General features: G+C 63.5%; 14 protein-coding genes. 3 read left to right on the top strand and 11 right to left on the bottom strand.

Features of this window, described 5'->3' with window-relative positions:
* The first annotated feature begins 19 nt into the window (after window positions 1–19).
* From ACTJLB_RS22335 to ACTJLB_RS22325, 3 genes are all read left to right on the top strand, one after another.
* On the top strand, window positions 20–1,366 hold the full coding sequence (locus tag ACTJLB_RS22335) for an MFS transporter (RefSeq protein WP_020065660.1): 1,347 nt from the start codon (window positions 20–22) through the stop codon (window positions 1,364–1,366).
* A 43-nt stretch (window positions 1,367–1,409) separates the two neighbouring features.
* On the top strand, window positions 1,410–2,150 hold the full coding sequence (gene fabG / locus ACTJLB_RS22330; protein WP_408164069.1) for a 3-oxoacyl-ACP reductase FabG: 741 nt from the start codon (window positions 1,410–1,412) through the stop codon (window positions 2,148–2,150).
* Window positions 2,151–2,229: 79 nt separating this feature from the next.
* Window positions 2,230–3,021, top strand: coding sequence for an SDR family oxidoreductase (locus ACTJLB_RS22325; RefSeq protein WP_408484911.1), 792 nt, complete (start codon window positions 2,230–2,232; stop codon window positions 3,019–3,021).
* Window positions 3,022–3,087: 66 nt separating this feature from the next.
* Here the strand turns inward: ACTJLB_RS22325 and ACTJLB_RS22320 are convergent, their stop codons facing one another.
* From ACTJLB_RS22320 to ACTJLB_RS22270, 11 genes are all read right to left on the bottom strand, one after another.
* Window positions 3,088–4,020 (bottom strand): LysR family transcriptional regulator, encoded by a 933-nt coding sequence (locus ACTJLB_RS22320; RefSeq protein ID WP_087752207.1) that lies wholly within the window; start codon window positions 4,018–4,020, stop codon window positions 3,088–3,090.
* 129 nt (window positions 4,021–4,149) lie between these two features.
* A complete protein-coding gene (locus ACTJLB_RS22315; protein ID WP_440784487.1) occupies window positions 4,150–5,715 on the bottom strand; it encodes a UbiD family decarboxylase in 1,566 nt (521 codons plus the stop codon).
* Between the two features lie 35 nt (window positions 5,716–5,750).
* On the bottom strand, window positions 5,751–6,476 hold the full coding sequence (locus ACTJLB_RS22310; RefSeq protein WP_440784486.1) for an enoyl-CoA hydratase/isomerase family protein: 726 nt from the start codon (window positions 6,474–6,476) through the stop codon (window positions 5,751–5,753).
* Window positions 6,466–8,817: a xanthine dehydrogenase family protein molybdopterin-binding subunit gene (locus tag ACTJLB_RS22305; RefSeq protein ID WP_440784485.1), complete on the bottom strand. Its 2,352-nt coding sequence runs from the start codon at window positions 8,815–8,817 to the stop codon at window positions 6,466–6,468. The genes ACTJLB_RS22310 and ACTJLB_RS22305 overlap by 11 nt, the downstream gene beginning before the upstream one ends.
* Window positions 8,814–9,323, bottom strand: coding sequence for a (2Fe-2S)-binding protein (locus tag ACTJLB_RS22300; protein WP_440784484.1), 510 nt, complete (start codon window positions 9,321–9,323; stop codon window positions 8,814–8,816). The genes ACTJLB_RS22305 and ACTJLB_RS22300 overlap by 4 nt, the downstream gene beginning before the upstream one ends.
* 29 nt (window positions 9,324–9,352) lie before the next feature.
* Window positions 9,353–9,814 (bottom strand): CoxG family protein, encoded by a 462-nt coding sequence (locus ACTJLB_RS22295; protein ID WP_087752202.1) that lies wholly within the window; start codon window positions 9,812–9,814, stop codon window positions 9,353–9,355.
* Window positions 9,815–9,842: 28 nt separating this feature from the next.
* Window positions 9,843–10,646 (bottom strand): FAD binding domain-containing protein, encoded by an 804-nt coding sequence (locus ACTJLB_RS22290; RefSeq protein ID WP_440784483.1) that lies wholly within the window; start codon window positions 10,644–10,646, stop codon window positions 9,843–9,845.
* Window positions 10,647–10,707: 61 nt separating this feature from the next.
* On the bottom strand, window positions 10,708–11,472 hold the full coding sequence (locus tag ACTJLB_RS22285; protein ID WP_408484915.1) for an alpha/beta fold hydrolase: 765 nt from the start codon (window positions 11,470–11,472) through the stop codon (window positions 10,708–10,710).
* A gap of 3 nt (window positions 11,473–11,475) precedes the next feature.
* Window positions 11,476–12,831 (bottom strand): fumarylacetoacetase, encoded by a 1,356-nt coding sequence (gene fahA, locus ACTJLB_RS22280; RefSeq protein ID WP_440784482.1) that lies wholly within the window; start codon window positions 12,829–12,831, stop codon window positions 11,476–11,478.
* Complete coding sequence (locus ACTJLB_RS22275; RefSeq protein ID WP_440784481.1) at window positions 12,828–13,367, bottom strand: VOC family protein; 540 nt, start codon at window positions 13,365–13,367, stop codon at window positions 12,828–12,830. Before ACTJLB_RS22275 ends, fahA begins: the two co-directional genes overlap by 4 nt.
* 58 nt (window positions 13,368–13,425) lie before the next feature.
* Window positions 13,426–14,613: an FAD-dependent monooxygenase gene (locus ACTJLB_RS22270; RefSeq protein ID WP_440784480.1), complete on the bottom strand. Its 1,188-nt coding sequence runs from the start codon at window positions 14,611–14,613 to the stop codon at window positions 13,426–13,428.
* Window positions 14,614–14,695 lie beyond the last annotated feature (82 nt).

Here is a 14,695-nt window from a genome sequence, read left to right as displayed (position 1 = left end):
AAATATTGGAGACAACGTTATGGATACCGCTTCCGCCGATCAGCGGGTCGGACAGTTGCATCGCATCGCCACGCGCAAAGCAATGGCCAGACTCATCCCGTTGATGTGCGCCATCTACTTCATGTCCTTCCTCGATCGCACCAACGTGGCGCTCGCGAAGCTTCAGCTTGCGGCGGATGTGGGCATCAGCGCCGCCGCGTATGGTTTCGGCTCGGGCATTTTCTTTCTCGGCTATGCATTGCTCGAAGTTCCGAGCAACCTCGCGGCCCACAAGGTCGGGCCGCGCCGCTGGATCGCACGCATCGCGGTGACGTGGGGCATTCTGTCGACGGCGATGATGTTCGTGCAGGGAACGTCCTCGTTCTACGTGTTGCGTGTTCTGCTGGGCATTGCGGAAGCGGGCCTTTTCCCCGCGCTGATGTATATGGTGACGCTCTGGTTCGCACCTCACGACAGGCCTGTCGTGGTCGGCTGGATCTACATTGCGCCGGCGCTCGCGCTCATGCTCGGCAATCCGCTGGGCGGCGCGCTGATGCAACTCGACGGCTTCGGCGGCCTGCACGGCTGGCAATGGATGTTCATGCTCGAAGGCATTCCGAGCGTGATCGTCGGCATCGTATTGTTCTTCAAGATGCCCGAACGGCCGCGCGACGCACGATGGCTTTCGGCGGCCGAGCGCGATGTGCTTGAGACGCATGCGGTGATCGACGGGCACGGCCGCGCCGACTATTCGTCCGCTAACTGGATCGCCGCTCTGAAACGGCCGACGACGGTGCTGATCGGCCTCATCTACTTTCTGAATCAGGTCGCGTTCGTCGGACTCTATTTCTTTACGCCCGCCATCATTCATCAGATGCATGTCGATTCGTCGCTCGTGGTAGGTTTTCTCTCGGCGAGCGTCGGTCTCGGCTTTCTGCTTGGCGTGCTGGTTCTTCCGCGTATTCACCGCCGCACGGATCGTGACTGTGTGTTTCTCGGTATCCTGACCGCAGGGCTTATCCTCGGTGCTTGTGCGTACCTTGCAGTGACGAATCCCGCCGCGCGCATTGCGCTGCTCACGGTGACCGCGTTCTTCGCGGGCGGTGTGCTGCCTTCGTACTGGGCGATCGCGATGAAGCGTCTGCAAGGCATTCAGGCAGCCGCCGGCCTTGCGTTCGTCAACACGATCGGTTTGATTGGCGGCTTCGTGGGACCGTATCTGTTCGGTATTGCAGAAACATCCTCCGGTCGAAGCGACGCCGGTTTCACGGTGATCCTGATTGCCGGGGTGCTCGGTCTCGCACTCGTTCCTGTGCTGGCGCGAGCAATGCGCAGCGAGGCCGGTGTGCTTGCGTCGTCGGGGTCGGCTGCACAGATGAAACCATAGCGGGCATGTTCGAGCCTGGCTTTTACAGTAAGGATATTCAACGATGAAGCTGAACGGAAAAGTCGCGATCATTACCGGCGCGGGGCAGGGGATCGGCGCGGCAACGGCATTGAAGTTCGCACGCGAAGGGGCGGTCGTGATCGCGTGCGACATGAATCTCGATGCGGTGGCGACGGTCGCGCACCTGTGTCGCGAAGCGGGCGGGAAGGCCGACGCATTTGCCGTCGATGTCACCAATCGCACGCAGGTCGATGAAATGGTCGCCAAAGTGCGCGGCACATATGGGCGCATCGATGTGGTGGTGAACAACGCGGGCATCACGCGCGACGCCCGTTTGCAAAAAATGACGCTGCAGCAATTCGACGACGTGATAGACGTGAACCTTCGTGGCGTTTTCCATACCGCACAGGCCGTTGTCGATACCATGATCGAACAGGGTTCGGGCGTCATCCTGAACGCGAGTTCCGTGGTAGGCATCTACGGTAACTACGGACAGACGAACTATGCCGCAGCCAAGTTCGGCGTGATCGGCTTCACGAAGACGTGGAGTCGCGAGCTGGGTCCGAAAGGCATTCGCGTTAATGCGGTTGCGCCGGGTTTCATCGACACGCCCATCCTCAAAACGATCCCCGAAGATGTGTTGACGAAGATGCGCGACCAGGTGCCGCTGCGCCGGCTCGGCAAGCCCGAGGAAATCGCCAGCATCTACGCGTTCCTCGCGAGCGACGAAGCAAGCTATGTCAACGGCGCGGTTATTGAAGCCACCGGCGGACTCACGCTGTGAGCAGCGTTATTAACCACTTCACAAGCCACGCAACGGGCCGCATAACGAGCCATATCAAGAACATCGGAGAGACGCGAGCATGAGCATCATTGATCTTTTGAAGCCGAGGCCCGGGCTGCGGGTATTCGTATCAGCGGGTGCTGCGGGAATTGGCCTGGCGATAGCCGAAGCCTTCATCGAGGCGCAAGCAGAGGTTTATATCTGCGATGTGAACCAGCCCGCCATCGATGCGGCCACGTCGCGATTCCCCAAACTGCACGCGGGCATCGCCGACGTGTCGAAGCAGGCACAGGTCGATCAGATCATCGACGATGCGCGGCGCAAGCTCGGCGGACTCGATGTTCTGGTCAATAACGCCGGCATAGCGGGACCTACGGGTGCCGTGGAGGAACTCGATCCCGCGCAATGGGAAAGCACTGTCTCCACCAATCTGAACAGTCAGTTCTATTTCCTGCGCAAGGCGGTGCCGGTACTCAAGGAGACATCGGACTGCGCGAGCATCATCGCGATGTCTTCTGTTGCGGGACGCCTTGGGTATCCGTTCCGAACGCCATACGCGTCGACGAAATGGGCGATCGTGGGGCTCGTCAAATCGCTCGCTGCGGAACTCGGGCCGAGCAATGTCCGCGTCAACGCGATTCTGCCCGGCGTAGTGGAAGGCGAACGGATGGACCGCGTGATCTCCGCTCGTGCCGACGCCCTTGGAATCCCGTTTAACGCGATGCGCGAAGAGTATCTGAAGAAGATCTCGCTGCGCCGCATGGTGACTGTCGACGACATCGCGGCGATGGCACTGTTCCTCGCGTCGCCGGCGGGCAGCAATGTGACGGGGCAGGCAATCAGTGTGGATGGCAACGTCGAGTACTTGTGAGGCAATGCCGCTTCGCCACGTGCGGGACGGCGAGGCGGCCAAGCGGTGTCGGACACGCCGACGCGATTACCTTGCTCTCGACGCCGCGTTGGACGGACTCAGCTGCGCCGCCGCCGCGAACATCTGCGTGAACTGATCCAACGCGGGCAGCGTATCGCGGCCGCTGCGCGTGATCCGATAGAACGAAAATTCGACTTCCGGCCGGATCACGTCGATGCGCACCTCGTAGTGACGGCAGATGTGTTCGCAGAACGACGGCATGATCGCGACGCCAAGTCCTTCGTGAGCCATGGCGACGGCGGTCTGCAGGTGACCCACGACCGTCCGCCGTCCCGCGGTGACTTCTTCTTTCGACAGCGAAGCTTCTATCAGCCGCTGCAGCGGGTTGTCCTTCGGCAAGGTGATGAGCGGCAGCCCTTCGAGCGCGCGCCATTGCACACCGTCGCGCGGCACCTTGCCGATTCCGTGCGCGCCTTCCATTGTCGACGACACGACGACGAGCCGCGTCGGAAAGATAGGCACGCGATCTATGCCCGACAGTTGCGAAAAGAAGATGCCGAACGCCGCGTCGAGATCGCCTTCCTCGACCATCTTCAGAAGCTCGCCCGGAGGTCGATCGACCAGTTCGAGTTGTGCTTGCGGACTCGTCTCGGCGAAACGCGCAAGCACTTGCGGCATGAGGCTCGCGGCGATCATCGGCGTGCAGCCGAGCAGCAACGACGCCTTCTTCTGCCGGCCAAGCTCGTTCAGTTCGATAACGGACTTCTCGAGCGTGTCGACGATTTTCATTGCCGTCGGATAGAACAAGCGGCCGGCTTCCGTTAATGCGACCGTGCGCGTGGTGCGCTCGAACAGCCGGCAATTGAGTTGCGTCTCCAGTTCGCGGATGATCGCGCTCAGCGCTGCCTGACTCAGGTGCATGCTCTGTGCGGTCTTTGTAAAGCTCGACGCGTTGGCGACGCCAAGAAACACCTTGAGTTGCTTCAGGGACAGATTCATCTGCGACGATCCTTGGTGGCAGGGCACGAGAGGGCTGCCTGGATTCTATCGCCGTGCACGGATGTCCGCGACCGGGACAACACCCGATCGCGGCTCATGTGCGGAGTGACGCGGATCTGACGCTACCTGTCATGCAAATCCGTATCGTCCCTCGTCGTCGCGAACAATGGCACGGCGCGCGGCCGTATCTTCGAGCCAGCGCACCACTTCGCGCCCGTCGCGCGTTCCTGCCGCCGACATCAGTTCCGTGAATCGCTTGGGGCCGTGTTCGAGCGCGGCTTCCAGCGAGTCGAAACGCGCGCCGGTGAGGGCGGGCGGTGTCGGCACACGATGTTCCAGATCGCGCACTTCGCCCGGACGCAGCAGCGGCAGCGTAAGGTCGAAGCCGAGCTTCGCCGTGACCGTCGCACCGGCAAGGGAAGGGTCGAGCGGCATCGCACGCATGCCGCTATGCATCACCAGGTCGCGGTCGGCCTGGAAGCGTGTGGCGAGTGCCCAATCCATCTGTTCGTCGGAAAAGATATCGATGTCGGGGTCGGCCACGAACACGTGTTTGACGTTGGCGAGCGACGCGAACACGGCCGCGATAGCGTTGCGCGCTTCGCCCGGCACGCGCTGCAGCATCGCGATACGCACGTTGAACATGCCGCCCGTTGCGGGGCTCGCATACACCGCCTTGATTTCGCGCACAGCCGTTTCGAGCGCGCGCCATACGGTCACTTCCGTGCGCAGCGCGGCCAGTTGGGCCGTGTCGGTGCGCGCCATCGTGCGGCCTCCAATCGTGCACGTCTGAAACACGGCGTCCTTGCGGTGCGTGATCGCGGTCAGATGAAACACAGGGTTGGTTTTGATGCCGCCGTAATAGCCCAGGAATTCGCCATAGGGCCCTTCGGGTTCCGCGTGGCCGCGCTCGTCGAGATAGCCTTCGAGGATGAACTCCGCGTCGGCAGGCACGAGCAGGTCGTTGGTGACGCATTTGACGACACCCATCGGGGCGCCGCGCAACGCTGCAACGAGTTCGAGTTCGTCGGCGGGAATCCGCATCGTCGCGCCGACGTGATCGATTGGATGCGAGCCCACGGCGAACGCGATCGGCAGGCGCTCGCCGCGCTTCGAATGCGCAATGGAGATCGCGCGCAAATCGGACGGCGCCACCAGATCAACGCCGGCAATGCGCCGCCCCCGCAGCATCAGCCGGCGAATGCCGACATTGGTCCAGCCGGTGTCGGGGTCGACAGCGAAATCGATCGACGCCGAGATATACGGCGCGCCGTCCAGATCGTGCTGCAAATGCACGGGGAGCGCGGTGAAGTCGCAATCGTCGCCGGTCAGCACGACCTGTTGCACGGGCGCCTGCTCGCGGCTCACTTCGACGAGCTTGCCTTTCGTGCGCAGACGTTCGCGCACGACTTCGAGCAGTTGCTCAGGCGTCGTGTCGAATGCCCGAGCGAGGCGCGAGCGGCTAGCCGCCACGCTGCCCGCGAGCGATACGTTGCCGCCCGCCGGTTTCGCGAACCACACGGCGCGCGGGTTGCCTTCCATGATGCCGGCGATATCCGCGAGATCGACAGGCTCGTTGCGCCGCTCGAGTTCGGTCTCGTCGAGCGATTCGAGAAAGCGCCGCAGCCGGAAACGCTCCAGGTCGGGCAATTGCGCGCCTTGCGCGGTGGAAGTAATGGTGGTCTTGGGTCTCAATGTAGTGTCCTTGTGCAAAGGGCGGCGCGCGGCCCTCAGAAGCGTGCTGACAGCGCGGTGGCTGCAAGATGAGCGGCAAAGCCGCTCGAAGCCGCGGCGGGCATCTCCGGAGCGAGGTGCAGGAACTGCTTGACCGCGCGCAGCGTGACCGCACTGCAACCGAGCAGCATTTCAGTGAGCGCATCCGCTTCGGCGTCGAGCGACGCGGCGGCAACGACGCGGCTCACGAGTCCCGCTATCAGGGCTTCATGAGCAGTAAGCCGCGCGCGGCTCAGCACCATATGCGCAACCGTCTTCAGCGGCACGCGTCCGAGCAGTGCCGACATGACGAGCGTCGGGGGAATATCGCGTTCCATCTCCGGAATCTGGAACACCGCGTCGTCAGCGGCGAGCGCGACGTCACACACTCCCGCGAGCGCGCAACCCACGCCGATCGCCTCGCCGCGCACGACGGACAGCACCGGCACCCGCACGGCCTTCAGCGCATCGTACAGCGCGAGCGGCGGTGCGGCGACCACGCGGCGCAGCGTTTCCGCGGACGGCTTGGCGCCGGCCGGCGGCATCGGCGATTGACGTCCTTTGCAGAAGTCCTTGCCACTCGTGACAATGCGCACGAGCTTCGTGTCGTCGTCGATCGCGGTGATGGCGGCGATGATCGCATCGCTCATCGGCTGGTCGATCAGGTTGCCGTTTTCCGGCCGGTCGAGCACCACTTCGAGCAACGCGCCCTGACGGCGAATAGTCACGGAATCAGTTGACATGAGCGCCTCCTTGCGCGCGGTGAATGTATTCCCAGACGACCTTGGGCGTGGCCGGCATCGCCAGTTCGTCGTTGCCGTACTCGCGCAGCGCGTCGGCCAGCGCGTTGAAAATGGTGGCCGTGGCAGGCGTGATGCCGCTTTCGCCGCCGCCTTTTACGCGCAGCGGATTGCCGTGCGTCGGATCTTCCGTCAACTCGACGTTGAGCGGCGGAATCACTCCGGCGCGCGGCATGCCGTAGTCCATGTAAGAGCCGGTCAACACCTGTCCGGTCTCGCGGTCCATATAGAAACCCTCGGACAGCGCCTGGCCGATGCCTTGCGCGAGGCCGCCGTGCACCTGACCTTCGACGATCAATGGATTGATCGGCTGGCCCACGTCGTCCACCGATGTGTAGTTCACGAGTTCCACCATGCCGGTGTCCGGGTCGATCTCGAGCTCGCAGACGGCTGCGCCCGTCGGATGCGCGGGCACGCGTGTGCTGACCTCCGCGTGGGCGTGCAGCGTCTTCGTGGAGGGATCGCCGGGCAGTCCGTCTTTCGAGACGTGTAGCGCGATGTCGGCCAGACTCGCTTGCTGGCCGCTAGCCGGCGCCGTGAACTGCGCATCGGCGAATTCGACGCTTTGCGGGTCGACGTCGAACAGCACCGCGGCCACGCGCTTGCCCGTTGCGATGATCTGGTTTGCCGTAGCGACAAGCAGCATGCCGCCGAGGCGCATGGTGCGATCCGAGTGGCTGCCGCCGCCCACGCTCACGAACGCGGTGTCGCCCGTGCGCAGCTTCACGGCTTCCATCGGCACCCCGAGGTGATGCGAGATCACCTGCGCAAACGTCGTTTCGTGGCCCTGACCGGTCGATTGAGTGCCCGAAACGATATCGACACTGCCGTCCGCGCGCACCGTGAGTTCGATACGCTCGCGTGGCGCACCGACCGGCGACTCGATGTAGTTGGCGAGACCGATGCCGCGCAACCGCCCATTGGCGCGGGACTGCGCCCGGCGCTCCTCGAAGGTGTCCCATTGGGCAAGCGTCAGGGCGCGCGCCATGTTGCGCCCAAAGTCGCCGCTGTCGTACGTGAGGCCCATGGGGCTCCGGTAGGGCAGCTTGTCGCGCGGCACGAGATTGCGGCGGCGAATCTCCGCGCGATCGATGTGCAGTTCCGCCGCGGCGAGGTCGAGCATGCGTTCGATCACATGGGTCGCCTCGGGACGGCCCGCGCCGCGATAAGGCGCCGTCGGCACCGTGTTGGTCAGTACCGCACTCACGTGCACGGCGGCCACGGGCACATCGTAGACGGTCGTCATGATGCGCGTGCCGTTGGACATCGGCACATACGAGACCGTGTGCGCGCCGACGTTGCCGATCCACTCGTTGTCGATTGCGAGAATACGGCCGTCTTTCGAGAAGCCGATGGTCGAGCGGATGATCGCATCGCGCCCCTGATAATCGGAGAGAAACGCTTCGCTGCGATCGCTCGTCCATTTCACGGGCCGGCCGATGCGTCGGGCGGCCCATACGACGGCCAGCTGTTCGACGTAGACGAAAGAGCGCGGCCCGAAGCCGCCGCCGGTGTCCGGGCACACAACCCGCATGCGCGCGGGCGGCACCTTCAGCGCGAGCGCGAGGCAAAGCTGCTGGCGGACGGCGCCCTGGCTGCCTGAGATCAGTGTGTAGGCGTCGGTTGCCGCGTCATAAACGCCTATTGCGCTGCGCGGCTCCATCTGGCAATTGACGAGCCGGCTGTGATGGAACTCGCGGCGCACCACATGATCGGCTCCCGCGATGATCTTGCGCGCTGCTTCGCGCTCGCCGATCTGCGTCTGGAAGCACAGGTTGCCGTGCGCGCCGTCCCACAGTTGCGGCGCATCGGGCTGCATCGCGTCGTCGCCGTTGACGACCGCGTCGAGCACCTCGAAATCGACCTCGATCAGCTCCGTTGCGTTGCGTGCTTGCAGCGGCGTCTGTGCGATCACCATGGCGATCGCCTCGCCCACGTAGCGCACGCGATCTGTCGGCAACGGGATATGCGGCTGATTGAAAATGGAGCCCGTTAGCGACGTGAGGAAGGCCTTCCTGGTCGCGTCGACCGCATCGACCGGGTTCGGCACATGATCCACGCCCTGGAAGCCGTCGTCGAGATAATCCTGGCCGACGAGCACTGCAATAACGCCGGGCGCTTCACGCGCGGCGGCGATGTCGATCGAACGCAATACGGCGTGTGCATGCGGCGAGCGCAAAAAGGCCGCGTGCAACTGTCCGTCGACGTGGATATCGTCCGTGTACTGGCCGCGGCCGGTCACGAAGCGCTGGTCTTCGACGCGAGGTATCGGTTTGCCGATCATGACGTGGGCGCCTCCGTCTTCGCGAACGGTGCATCGGGGTACATTTCGCGCGCCGCATGACGAACCGCTTCGATAATGTTCACATAACCCGTGCAACGGCAGATGTTGCCCTCCAGCGCATGACTGATGCTCGCCTCGTCGAGCGCCGGCTCTTCGCGCAGATAGAACGCGCTCGACATGATCATGCCCGGCGTGCAGAAGCCGCATTGCAAGCCGTGGCATTGAACGAAGGCATCCTGCACCGGGTGCAGCTTGCCGCCGCACTTCGCATTGAGACCTTCTACCGTGACGACCTGGCCTCCGCTCGCCTGCGCCGCGAGCACGGTGCAGGATTTGACGGCCTGGCCGTCGAGATGCACCGTGCACGCGCCGCACTGGCTCGTATCGCAACCGACGTGCGTGCCCGTGAGGCGTAAATGCTCGCGCAGGAACTCGACGAGCAGTGTGTTATCGGGTACGTCGCGCGTGACGTCCGCGCCGTTTACCCGCAATTGGACTTCAACCATGTTTCACCCGTGTTTCCCGTTCTTGCGGTTCATTGCGCGGTGCTCTGGCTCGCTGCAGTGAGCGTCGCGTTAAAGCGCTTGAAGAATTCAGCGGCGAGTTTATTGGCCACCGAGGAGACAAGACGCGAGCCGATCTGCGCAAGCTTGCCGCCGACCTGCGCTTGTGCCACATAGGTGAGCAGCGTGCCGTCTTCGGCGTCGGCGAGCGTCACGGTTGCCGTCATCTTGCCGAAGCCGGCAATGCCGCCTTCGCCCTGGCCGACGATCCGGTAGCCGTTCGGCGCGTCGCGATCGGACAGATCGAGCGTGCCCTTGAAGCGCGCTTTCACGGGTCCGACCGAAGCCACCACGACCGCCATGAAGCGGTCTTCGCTTTCTGCCTCGAAGGATTCGCATCCAGGCACGCAGCCCTGCAGCACGGATGCGTCGTTGAGTCCTTGCCATACCTGTTCGCGCGACGCGGCGATGGTTTGCGATCCGGTAAATTCCATTCTTTGTCTCCTCGATGAGCGCGCGCCGTTACGGTGCGAGCAGCGCGTGCAACGCGCGGCGGGTATAGGTTTCGATCAGATGGGCGCGATACGCCGCCGACGCATTGTCGTCGTCGGGAAGCGTATCGCGGTCGATGCACAGCGACGCGAGCGCCGCATGCGAAAGATCGTCGTGCAATGCGTTTTCCGCATCGAACCAGCGGAACACCGACGCGCCCGCGCCCGTCACCGCGACGCGAACCCCGTCGTCGTACTGGGCGATGAATACGCCGGCCACCGCATAGCCGGACGCCGGATGCCGGTACTTCGCATAGGCCGCACGCGCCGGAATCGCGAACTCGATCGCGGTAATGAGTTCGTCCGCGCCGAGCGCGGTCTCGAACGTGTCGACGAAATATTCGTCGGCCGCAATGCGGCGTTGCGACGACGTGACGACGTGCGCGTTCAGGCCGAGCACGGCGGCGGGGTAGTCAGCGGCGGGATCGTTGTTCGCGACCGAGCCGCCCAGCGTGCCGCGGTTGCGTACCTGCGGATCGGCGATGACACCCGCCAGATACGCGAGCGCGGGAATCGCGCCGCGCACGATCGTGGAGGCCGCGACTTCCGCGTGTTTCGTCAGCGCGCCAATGCGCAAAACGCCGCCGCGCACTTCGATGCCGCGAAGTGCGTCGATCCGCGTGAGATCGACCAGGTGCGACGGTGCGGCGAGGCGCTGCTTGAGTGTGGGAATGAGCGTCATGCCGCCCGATAGCGGACGCGCCTCTTCATGCTCGCGCAGCCAGCCGACAGCCTCGTCCAGCGATGCCGCGCGCAAATAAGTGGTTTCGTACATCGTGTCTCCTGCGGCATGTGCGTCGTCCTCGCGCGCATGCCCGACTGCTGGATGCGGTCGGTTACGGCTTCGAGAGCCAGTTTTCGAGTGCGGTGGCAAGCGCCACCGGCACTTCGTACATTGCATAGTGCCCAGCATTGGGCAACGTTTCCATCGCGGCATTGGGATACCACTTCAGCCACGTGCCCGTTGTCAGATCCGCGGTGATAGCCGGATCATGTTCGCCTACGAAGAGCTTGACCGGCGTCGGCTTGCCCGCCACCTGCGCGGCGAAATCGCCCGTTGCCCAATGCGGCAGATACGCTGCGAACGCTTCGCGCCGCGACTCGCGCTGCGATTGCTGCGCGAGGTGCGCGCTCCATCGCGCGGCAAGCCGGCTGCCCGTCGAAAAGTGAATGATGCCTGCGCGCTTCGCCACGTCGTCGATTGCGGCGGAAAACATCGCGAGACGCGCTTCGTCCATTCGCGAGCCGCATGCGGGCACAGCCGATATGCCTGCCATTTTCACGATGCGCTCCGGTGCCGCAAGCAGCACGCATTGCATCGCCATGCCGCCCATCGAATGGCCGACCAGGCTGAAGCGCCGCCAGTCGAGATGGTCAGCGAGGGCGAGCACATCGCTTGCCACTTCGTCGAACGTGAATGCGCCTTGAATGTCGCGCGAAAGCCCGTAGCCGCGATAGTCGAAGAACGCGTAGGTGAAGCGGTCAGGATCGAGCGCCGGCGTGAGCGCGCTCCAGTCGGCAGAGCTGCCGAACCAGCCGTTCAACACGAAGACCTTGTGCGGACCGTTTCCGAACTGCGAGAAGCCGTTGAGGGTCGTCATGGTTCACTGCTCTCCGTGCGCTGATGCATTGAACGGTGGCGGGTACGGCAAAGCGGGCGCGATATATCCACGGCATTCGCCGAAGCCGATCGACACGGCGCCCGGCGCGCTCGCTCGCGCGCTCAGCACGACTTCGTCGCCGTCTTCGAGCGCGATGCGCGATTCGCCGCCTGGCAGCGTCAGCGGATTCTTGCCGGCATTGGTCAATTCGGTCAGACACGCGCGCGATTCATCGCTCGCACCGGAAATCGTGCCGCTGCCGATCAGGTCGCCCGTGCGCAGATTGCAGCCGTTGCTCGTGTGATGCGCGACCATCTGCGCGAACGTCCAGTACAGATTGTCGAGATGCGTATGCGTGATCCGCACCGGATCGATGTGCACGCGCCGCATCGCAGCCGTGGATAGATGGGCGAAAAGCTGCAGATTCAGACCACCGTTTCGCTGGTCTTCTTCGCCGAACAGATGCGGAAGGATGGAAGGATCGGTCGCCGCGCGCCGAGGTGCTGCCTTGCGAAACGGTGCGAGCGCTTCCTCGGTGACGATCCACGGCGAGATGCTCGAGTGAAAGCTTTTTCCAAGGAACGGCCCGAGCACCTGCTCGAACCATTGAATGCTTTTGGCCGACCAGTCGTTGAGCAAACAATAGCCAAAGATATGTGCGCGAGCGTGGTCGATTGGAACGGCTTGTGTGAGTTCATTGCCGCGACCGATCACGGCAGCGAGTTCGAGTTCGAAATCCAGCATCGGCGCGGGGCCGAAGCACACGTTGCCCTCCGCGTCGCGATATTGACCGTGGGGACGCCGCACTGCGCCGCCACTCACGCGAAGCGATGAAGCGCGCCCATGGTATGCGATCGGCAGCGACTTGAACGCAGGGGGAAGCGGGTCGGCGAGACCCTTGTAGCGCCCATGCCGCTCGGTGTGATGGAGCGACGTCAGAAAGTCCGTGTAATCGCCAATCGTGCAGGGCAGTGTGAGTTCCACATCGCTCATGCGTGGCAGCACGGCGTCGATTGACGACTCCAGCTGCGAACGTGCGGGCGCATCGTATTGGAGCAGCGCCGACAGCGCGGCGCGCAGGGCGCTCACATGGCGGGTGTCGAGCGCCATCAACGCGTTCAGCGTGCCGTCGCGGGCCGCCGCGCACGCAAGCGCCGCGTCGCCGTCGAGCAGCGCCATGTCGTGCAGCGCGCGCAGATCCACGATGCGATCGCCAATTGCGACGCCGCTGCGCGCTTCGCCGTCGCGCATGAATGCGCCGAACGGCAGGTTCTGAATGGGGAAATCCGCGTTACCGGCGTTCGCCGATTCGATCCAGCTGCGCCGCGCCGGATCGTGCGTGGAATTGAGTGCGCTCATGCGGGGCGTGTCTCCGATGCTTTGCCTTTTTCTGCGGTCCACGCGTCGAGTGCCGGCCGGGCCTGCTTCTTATAACCCGCGAGTTCTTCGGCGGGCGCAACGGGAACCGTCAATTCGACTCGCAAGCCATTCGGGTCGAAGAAGTAGATCGAGCGCACGAAGTGATGATCCGTGACGCCGAGCACTTCGACGCCGTTGCCGATCAGACGTGCTTTCATCGATTCGAGTTGACCGAGTGTTCCGACGCGCAGCGCAATGTGATTGACCCACGCGGGCGTGTTCGGCGACGCAAGCGCGGCCGTGGCGTCACCCAGATCGAAGAACGCGATATTCGAACCGTCGGCCATTTCAAAGAACAGGTGCACGTAAGGGCAGTATTCGCCGGTGCTCGGCACGCGGTCGAGCCGGATCACGTGCACGAGCGGCAGCCCCAGAATGTCTTCATAGAAGTGACGCGTTTCTTCCGCGTCGCGGCAGCGCCATGCAAAGTGATGCAGGCCTAGCACCGGCGCCGCAGGGTTAAGAGCGATGGACACAGTGTCTCCTTGTATTGCTGGGTCGTACGGGGAGCGTCGAATGAGAGGTCGGTGCGAATCAGACCTCGACCGCGTCGACGTTGTATTCGAACAGCCAGTTGTAGCGCTCTTTCACGCGTTCCTCGCTCCATTCCCGATCCACGTAGGCGGCGGCGCCTTCCGCATGGGCCAGTTGCGGGTTGTGAAAGCGCGTTGCGTTGGCCGCCGATCCGCGCACGACCTTCGAGGTGCGTTCGAGCCGCAGCGCTTCATAGCGCTGCAGCGCACGGGGCACGTCGTGCGCATGGCGTTCGACGCAGCGCGCGAGCAGATAGCCGTCCTCGATCGCCATGCCGGCGCCTTGCGCGAGAAACGGCAGAGTAGGGTGGCACGCATCGCCGAGCAGTGTGGCGTGGCCGTGGCTCCAGCGGGTCATCGGCTCGCGCACCATCAGCGCCCATTTGTAAGGGATATCGATCGCGGAAATCAGCGTGCGCACGTCTTCGTGCCAACCTTCGAAATCGGCGAGACATTCTTCGAGCGTGCCGCGTTCGGACCATGATTCGACCTGCCAGCCCGACTTCTCGATCGCGCCGACGAAGTTGATCAGGCCGTTACCGCGCAGCGGATAGTGGATCACGTGCGCGCCCGGGCCGACCCAGTTCGCGCCATACGGCGAACGCAAATGCTCGGGAAGCCTGTTTGCGTCGATTACGCCGCGCCACGCCATCACGCCCGAGAACACCGGCTCGTCGGGACCGAAGAGCGCGTGCCGCACACGCGAATGGACACCGTCCGCACCGATCAGAAGATTGCCTTCGCACGTTTCGCCGTTGACGGCCTGCACCAGCACCTTGCCGTTGTGCTGCGAAAAGCTCTCCACCTTATGGTTGAGACGGATCGCGTCCGGCTTCATCGCGCGCACTACGTCGGCGAGTTTTTCATGCAGATCCGCACGATGCAGCGTGAAGTAAGGGTAACCGTACGTTTCCCGCGATTCGGCGCCCAGATCGAACAGCCGCCAGGTCTGCCCCGTGTTCCAAAGACGAACGCGCTTGCCGAGCGGTTCGCACGCGAGACCCTGGAGCGCGTCGCCCACGCCGAGCTGATAGAGCACGCGAGTTGCGTTCGGACTCAGTTGCACGCCGGCTCCGATTTCCTTGAGCGCCTGCGCCTGCTCGAAGACCGTGACATCGAAACCTTTTTTCAACAACGCGGCAGCGGCCGTCAATCCGCCGATACCGGCGCCTGCAATAACTATCTTCATTCGACGATTCGACCTCTTTCGTAATGGGCGCTTTTATCGATCCTGTTTATCAATCAATCGATAATATTTGTCAGTGGTAAAC

The sequence above is a fragment of the Paraburkholderia sp. 22098 genome, from assembly GCF_052045935.1.
Lineage (GTDB): Bacteria > Pseudomonadota > Gammaproteobacteria > Burkholderiales > Burkholderiaceae > Paraburkholderia > Paraburkholderia caledonica.
This window is presented reverse-complemented; position numbering and strand designations above follow the sequence as displayed.

Coding starts and splice junctions, on each gene's coding strand:
- ACTJLB_RS22305 (WP_440784485.1), bottom strand. CDS start 8,817: ATGATCGGCAAACCGATACCTCGCGTCGAAGACCAGCGCTTCGTGACC.
- ACTJLB_RS22270 (WP_440784480.1), bottom strand. CDS start 14,613: ATGAAGATAGTTATTGCAGGCGCCGGTATCGGCGGATTGACGGCCGCT.
- ACTJLB_RS22335 (WP_020065660.1), top strand. CDS start 20: ATGGATACCGCTTCCGCCGATCAGCGGGTCGGACAGTTGCATCGCATC.
- ACTJLB_RS22285 (WP_408484915.1), bottom strand. CDS start 11,472: ATGACGACCCTCAACGGCTTCTCGCAGTTCGGAAACGGTCCGCACAAG.
- ACTJLB_RS22290 (WP_440784483.1), bottom strand. CDS start 10,646: ATGTACGAAACCACTTATTTGCGCGCGGCATCGCTGGACGAGGCTGTC.
- ACTJLB_RS22300 (WP_440784484.1), bottom strand. CDS start 9,323: ATGGTTGAAGTCCAATTGCGGGTAAACGGCGCGGACGTCACGCGCGAC.
- fahA (WP_440784482.1), bottom strand. CDS start 12,831: ATGAGCGCACTCAATTCCACGCACGATCCGGCGCGGCGCAGCTGGATC.
- ACTJLB_RS22320 (WP_087752207.1), bottom strand. CDS start 4,020: ATGAATCTGTCCCTGAAGCAACTCAAGGTGTTTCTTGGCGTCGCCAAC.
- fabG (WP_408164069.1), top strand. CDS start 1,410: ATGAAGCTGAACGGAAAAGTCGCGATCATTACCGGCGCGGGGCAGGGG.
- ACTJLB_RS22295 (WP_087752202.1), bottom strand. CDS start 9,814: ATGGAATTTACCGGATCGCAAACCATCGCCGCGTCGCGCGAACAGGTA.
- ACTJLB_RS22310 (WP_440784486.1), bottom strand. CDS start 6,476: ATGTCAACTGATTCCGTGACTATTCGCCGTCAGGGCGCGTTGCTCGAA.
- ACTJLB_RS22325 (WP_408484911.1), top strand. CDS start 2,230: ATGAGCATCATTGATCTTTTGAAGCCGAGGCCCGGGCTGCGGGTATTC.